The following is a 6,095-nucleotide window of genomic DNA, read 5'->3' on the forward strand; positions in this document are numbered from 1 at the left end:
TCGGTTTAAATTTTTGTCATTACGGGAATAGAAAAATATCTAACAAATATGGTGGAGGTGTGCTGTATGGACATGGCGATACACTTTAAAGAACTTGATAATAAACTATATGGATTTATTGAGGGCGAAATAGATACTTTTACTGCTTCAGGTCTTAGGGAGGAATTAGAGGCAGTGAAAATTACTGAAGGATTAGAAATAGTGCTTAATTTATCAAAAGTTAATTATATGGATAGTACAGGATTAGGTATTTTTGTAGCCTTTTATAAAAGAACGTTACGTGAAAATGGTAAGGTTAAACTTGTAGGTTTGTCGAATAGATTACAAAGATTGTTTGAAATTACTGGTTTAAGCGATTTAATGAATATTGAAACTGATAAAAAGGTGGATTACGAAAATGAAGGAATTTGATTATATTGAGATAAGGGTTCCTGCAAAACCGCAATTTGTCAGTGTGATTCGATTGACGGTTTCTGGCTTAGCTAGTCGGGTTGGGTTTAATTATGATGATATTGAAGATATAAAAATTGCAGCAAGTGAAGCGGTAACGAATGTTGTACATCATGCGTATAAGGACGAAGAAGAAGGAGAAATCGTCATTGGTTGCGCTTTGTATGAAAATAAAATAGAAATGATGATTGCAGATTACGGCAATAGTTTTAATTTTGAGGAAATAAAGTCGAAAATTGGTCCATATCATCATGAAGAGGGTATAGCGGGTCTACGTGAAGGTGGTTTAGGGCTTTATTTAATGGAAACTTTGATGGATGAGGTGATGATAAATAACGATGGTGGCGTAACTGTTTTTATGACAAAGTATGTCGCTAGAGAGCGGGTGGAAAAAAATGTCGAAAGAATCACCACATAAAACTTCGTCCAAGGAAGATATACTAAGGTGGATTGCATTGTACCAATCAACAGAGGATGATGAAGCACAAACAAATTTAGTGAAGCATTATCGATATTTAGTTGAGTCCATTGCAAGTAAATATTCGAATGGTAAGTCTCATTATGAGGATATTACTCAAGTAGGTATGCTCGGATTGCTAGGTGCAATAAGACGTTTTAACCCTGATGTTGGTCGTAGCTTTGAAGCATTTGCTGTACCAACGATTGTTGGAGAAATAAAACGCTTTTTACGTGATAAAACGTGGGATGTTCATGTACCAAGACGGATAAAAGAATTAGGACCGCGCATTAAAACAACAGTGGAAGCGTTGACAATTGAGCTGCAGCGTTCTCCATCTATTATGGAAATCGCAGATCAATTAGAAGTGGAAGAAGAAGAAGTTTTAGAGGCTATGGAGATGAGCCGTAGTTACCATGCTCTTTCTATGGATCATTCAATAGAGTCAGATTCTGACGGTAGCGCAGTAACGTTATTTGATATTATGGGTAAAGAAGATGACGGCTTTGAAAAGACCAATAAAAGAATGATTGTCTCTGACGCTATGAGCATCTTAGATGAGAGAGAAAGACAAATAATTCAGCTTACATATTTAGAGCAACTCACTCAAAAAGAGGTTGGGGAACGATTAGGGATTTCTCAAATGCATGTATCAAGAATACAGAGGAAGGCAATAAAAAAATTACAGGAATCTATCTTAGTAAGTGAAGGTGTTTCGCTCTGAAATTTTTAGAGCGAGGGGGCTGTCCTAAGTACAAGCAAAGCATAAGCCCCAACTGGAAGTATGTGAAAACAGCCTCCTCTTAATTTAATCAAATAGTTTACTCTTCTTTCAGAGTAGACTATTTTTTTGCATTTTTAGTAAAGTGTAATGGTAAAATGAAAAGAAAAAGGTAGTGATGATGTGGAACAAAAGCAAATGTTACAGCTCATTGCAAAGGATGTAGCTATTAAGCCAGGTCAAGCAGAGGCTGTTATTAAATTATTAGAAGAAGGAAACACCGTGCCATTCATTGCACGCTATCGTAAAGAAGCTACTGGGTCCCTTGATGAGGTACAGATTAAAGCTGTAGAGGATCGTTATCACTACATACAGCAGCTTGAACAACGAAAAGAAGAGGTTATACGATTAATTCAGGAACAAGATAAACTAACACCTGAATTAGAACAAGCTATTCAAGCAGCAACTGTGTTACAGCGTGTAGAGGATTTATATCGACCTTATAAACAAAAACGCCGAACAAAGGCTACAATAGCGAAAGAAAAAGGGTTAGAACCTCTTGCGGATCTTCTATTAGAGTATCGTAGTGATGCTTTAGAACAATTAGCAGCGGCTTTCATAGATGAGGAGAAAGTTGCTAATGTAGAGGAGGCATTAGCTGGGGCTCGAGATATTTTGGCAGAGCGCTTTGCTGATGACGCGGCAATTCGTGAAAAAATACGTACGTATTCATGGAAAGATGGAGTGCTCGTAACAAGTGTAAAGAATGCAGAGGGAGACGATAAAAACGTTTTCGAAATGTATTATGAATATGAAGAGCCTGTAAATCGTATAGTCCCACACCGTATTTTAGCTGTAAATCGTGGTGAGAAAGAGGAAATCTTAAAAGTGGCAATTCATGTACCAATAGATCGAGTACTAATGATTATGTGGAAGGAATGGATTCCTGCAACAGGTTCCTCTCCTGCAATTGCCGAAGTGAAGCTAGCGATAGAGGATTCGTACAAGCGTTTAATTCAGCCTTCTATTGAACGAGAGTTACGAAATGAACTTACAGAAAAAGCAGAGACGCAGGCTATCCACATTTTCTCTGAGAATTTACGTAATCTTTTATTACAGCCTCCGATGAAAGGGAAGTATGTATTGGGTGTTGATCCGGCGTACCGTACAGGTTGTAAATTAGCTGTTGTAGATGAAACAGGGAAAATGCTAGAGGTTACAGCCATTTATCCACATCCTCCGAAACCAGATGTAGCAAAATCAAAAACAGTTGTGAAAGGGATTTTAGCAAAATACCCAATTACTATCATTGCTATTGGTAATGGAACTGCCTCACGTGAAACAGAACAATTTATTGCAGATGTGTTGAATGAGCTTGAAACTGATACAGCCTATGTCATTGTCAATGAAGCAGGGGCATCTGTTTATTCAGCGTCTGAAATTGCCCGTACAGAGTTTCCTGATTTACAGGTAGAACAGCGTAGTGCCGTTTCTATTGCGCGTCGTTTGCAAGATCCGTTGTCGGAGTTAGTAAAAATTGAGCCAAAAGCAGTTGGAGTAGGTCAGTATCAGCATGATGTTTCTCAAAAGAAATTGGCTGAGTCTTTAACATTTATAGTAGAGACAGCTGTTAACCAAGTTGGTGTTGATGTTAATACAGCTTCATCTTCGCTACTGCAATATGTTTCTGGATTATCGAAGACGGTTGCGGAGAATATTGTGAAGGTGCGTGAGGAAAGCGGACAATTTACAACACGTGCTCAACTAAAGAAAATCCCACGACTTGGTGCCAAAACGTATGAACAAGCAATTGGTTTCTTACGTGTTCCAGGAGCAAAAAATGCATTTGACGCTACGGGCATTCACCCTGAAAGCTATAGTGTAGCAGAGCAAATTTTAGAGGTAGCGCAAATTGATAAAAAAGAGCTTGGTTCACAGAAGGCAGAGGAAGCTATTGCATCACTAGAGATACAAAATTTAAGTGAGATTTTAGATATTGGGGTTGTCACAATCCAGGATATTGTGGATACATTAATGAAACCAAGTCGCGATCCACGTGATGCATTCCCTCAGCCTCTGCTAAAAACAGATGTATTAAAAATGGAAGATTTACAAGTTGGGATGGAATTGCAAGGTACAGTGAGAAACGTAGTTGATTTCGGAGCATTTGTAGATATTGGAGTAAAGCAGGACGGGCTTGTGCATATTTCTAAATTACAAAAAAGACGTATTAAACATCCATTAGAGGTTGTTGCTCTTGGTGACATTGTGACGGTTTGGGTAGAACAAATAGATGTCAATAAAGGGCGCATCTCATTAACAATGCTACCTCCCAAAGATCAAACGATCGAAGCGTGATATAGTGAAACTTTAATCAGTGGTTTTTTCACCCCACTGATTATTAGTCTTCACCAATCGGGCTTTTACGGGCAGTTAATCTTCCACGAAGCTTCTTTTCTTTTGGTACAGATAATTACTGCCCGTTAAAGCGGGATAAAGTGAAACTTTAATCAGAGGGGTTTTTTTCACCCCACTGATTATTAGCCTTCACCAATCGGGCTTTAACGGGCAGTTAATCTCCCACGAAGCTTCTTTTCTTTTGGTACAGATAATTACTGCCCGTTAAAGCGGGATAAAGTGAAACTTTAATCAGTGGTTTTTTTTATCCCACTGATTATTAGTCTTCACCAATCGGGCTTTTACGGGCAGTTAATCTTCCACGAAGCTTCTTTTCTTTTGGAACAGATAATTACTGCCCGTTAAAGCGGGATAAAGTGAAACTTTAATCAGAGGGGTTTTTTTCACCCCTCTGATTATTAGTCTTCACCAATCGGGCTTTTACGGGCAGTTAATCTTCCACGAAGCTTTTTTGCTTTTGGTACAGATAATTACTGCCCGTTAAAGCGGGATAAATTACTGCCACACTGTTCATACTACTCAGTGTGGTATTCTTGTTGTTAGAGGTGATATAGATTATGAACAATGAGGAACTACAAAATCTTGTTAGTCAAATATCATTAGAAAGTTTCCGGAAGCCATTTATGCATCAAGCATATTTTAATTCAAGGCTACGTTCGACAGGTGGGCGTTATCTTTTACAATCACACAATATTGAAGTGAATCCAAAAGCTTATGAATTGTATGGTATTAACGAAGTTGAAGGGATCGTTCGACACGAATTATGTCATTATCATTTACATTTGGAAGGCAAGGGGTATCAGCATCGAGACAAAGATTTTCGAGAGCTATTAGTAAAAGTGAATGCTCCTCGTTTTTGCTCATTATTACAAATCCCTAAGACATCTCAAAAAAAGCGACGTCGACTTTATACATATACATGTGTAAAATGCCAACAATTATATGTAAGGAAAATTAGAATGAATGTGGAGAAATACTGCTGCAGCAAGTGTTTAGGACGTTTGAGATTAGTAGAATAAAAAAAATAATAAAAAAGGTTGACGTTTACTGAAGATGCCCCTATAATAGTAAAAGTCGACAAGATAACGACGACAAAACATATGGATTATTCCGAAGTAGCTCAGTTGGTAGTAGCACCTGACTGTTAATCAGGTTGTCGCAGGTTCGAGTCCTGCCTTCGGAGCCATGGCCCCTTGGTCAAGTGGTTAAGACACCGCCCTTTCACGGCGGTAACACGGGTTCGAATCCCGTAGGGGTCATTTCATTAGTTTAATTCATAAAAATATAGTATCATTGGTCCCGTGGTGTAGCGGTTAACATGCCTGCCTGTCACGCAGGAGATCGCCGGTTCGATCCCGGTCGGGACCGCCACTTATTGGGGTATAGCCAAGCGGTAAGGCAACGGATTTTGATTCCGTCATGCCTAGGTTCGAATCCTAGTACCCCAGCCATTCATTTCTTAATATGAGCCATTAGCTCAGTTGGTAGAGCATCTGACTTTTAATCAGAGGGTCGAAGGTTCGAGTCCTTCATGGCTCATCTTTTTTAAGAAAAAAGGTTGACTTCCTAGATTATCATAGTATAATAAGAAAGTTCCTAATTGAATGCGGTCGTGGCGGAATGGCAGACGCGCTAGGTTGAGGGCCTAGTGGGGGCAACCCCGTGGAGGTTCAAGTCCTCTCGGCCGCACCAAGTCGGTTTATGAATATATACAATGTGCGCCCGTAGCTCAATTGGATAGAGCGTCTGACTACGGATCAGAAGGTTATGGGTTCGACTCCTGTCGGGCGCGCCATTTTAAATAAATATTATTTATTTCGCGGGTGTAGTTTAATGGTAAAACCTCAGCCTTCCAAGCTGATGTCGTGAGTTCGATTCTCATCACCCGCTCCAAAAAACTTTTTAAAAAACTTGTTGACATTTAATTTTTTCTGTCGTATGATATTAAAAGTTGTCACCACAAGATAACAACATGAACCTTGAAAACTGAACAAGCAAAACGTAATCAATAAAGTTTTTAGTAGCTAACCTTGAGTTAGTGAACGAAAC

Annotated in this window: 5 protein-coding genes and 8 tRNA genes; all 13 read left to right on the top strand. The window is 39.0% G+C overall.

What is annotated here, in order from left to right; all coding sequences use genetic code 11:
• The first annotated feature begins 66 nt into the window (after positions 1–66).
• The 13 genes from AMS59_RS01350 (at position 67) to AMS59_RS01410 (ending at position 5,939) form a co-directional block, all read left to right on the top strand.
• Entirely contained in the window at positions 67–411 is a 345-nt protein-coding gene (locus tag AMS59_RS01350) for an STAS domain-containing protein (protein ID WP_053481968.1), read from the top strand.
• Entirely contained in the window at positions 398–868 is a 471-nt protein-coding gene (gene rsbW, locus AMS59_RS01355) for an anti-sigma B factor RsbW (protein ID WP_053481969.1), read from the top strand. The genes AMS59_RS01350 and rsbW overlap by 14 nt, the downstream gene beginning before the upstream one ends.
• Positions 846–1,631 (top strand): RNA polymerase sigma factor SigB, encoded by a 786-nt coding sequence (sigB, locus tag AMS59_RS01360; RefSeq protein WP_053481970.1) that lies wholly within the window; start codon positions 846–848, stop codon positions 1,629–1,631. Before rsbW ends, sigB begins: the two co-directional genes overlap by 23 nt.
• Positions 1,632–1,811: 180 nt before the next feature.
• Complete coding sequence (locus tag AMS59_RS01365; protein WP_053481971.1) at positions 1,812–3,986, top strand: Tex family protein; 2,175 nt, start codon at positions 1,812–1,814, stop codon at positions 3,984–3,986.
• A 617-nt stretch (positions 3,987–4,603) separates the two neighbouring features.
• Positions 4,604–5,065 carry a SprT family protein gene (locus AMS59_RS01370; protein ID WP_053481972.1) on the top strand — a complete coding sequence of 154 codons (462 nt, stop codon included), beginning with the start codon at positions 4,604–4,606 and terminating at the stop codon, positions 5,063–5,065.
• Positions 5,066–5,155: 90 nt separating this feature from the next.
• Positions 5,156–5,232, top strand: a tRNA-Asn gene (locus tag AMS59_RS01375).
• A gap of 1 nt (position 5,233) precedes the next feature.
• Positions 5,234–5,305: transfer RNA gene (locus tag AMS59_RS01380), tRNA-Glu, on the top strand.
• 36 nt (positions 5,306–5,341) lie between these two features.
• A tRNA-Asp gene (locus AMS59_RS01385) sits at positions 5,342–5,417 on the top strand.
• A 5-nt stretch (positions 5,418–5,422) separates the two neighbouring features.
• A tRNA-Gln gene (locus AMS59_RS01390) sits at positions 5,423–5,497 on the top strand.
• Positions 5,498–5,512: 15 nt separating this feature from the next.
• Positions 5,513–5,585, top strand: a tRNA-Lys gene (locus AMS59_RS01395).
• 67 nt (positions 5,586–5,652) lie between these two features.
• Positions 5,653–5,738 (top strand) — tRNA-Leu (locus tag AMS59_RS01400).
• 26 nt (positions 5,739–5,764) lie between these two features.
• Positions 5,765–5,841, top strand: a tRNA-Arg gene (locus AMS59_RS01405).
• Positions 5,842–5,865: 24 nt separating this feature from the next.
• A tRNA-Gly gene (locus tag AMS59_RS01410) sits at positions 5,866–5,939 on the top strand.
• The last annotated feature ends 156 nt before the right edge of the window (positions 5,940–6,095 follow it).

This window comes from Lysinibacillus sp. FJAT-14745 (assembly GCF_001275675.1).
Taxonomy (GTDB): Bacteria; Bacillota; Bacilli; order Bacillales_A; family Planococcaceae; genus Lysinibacillus.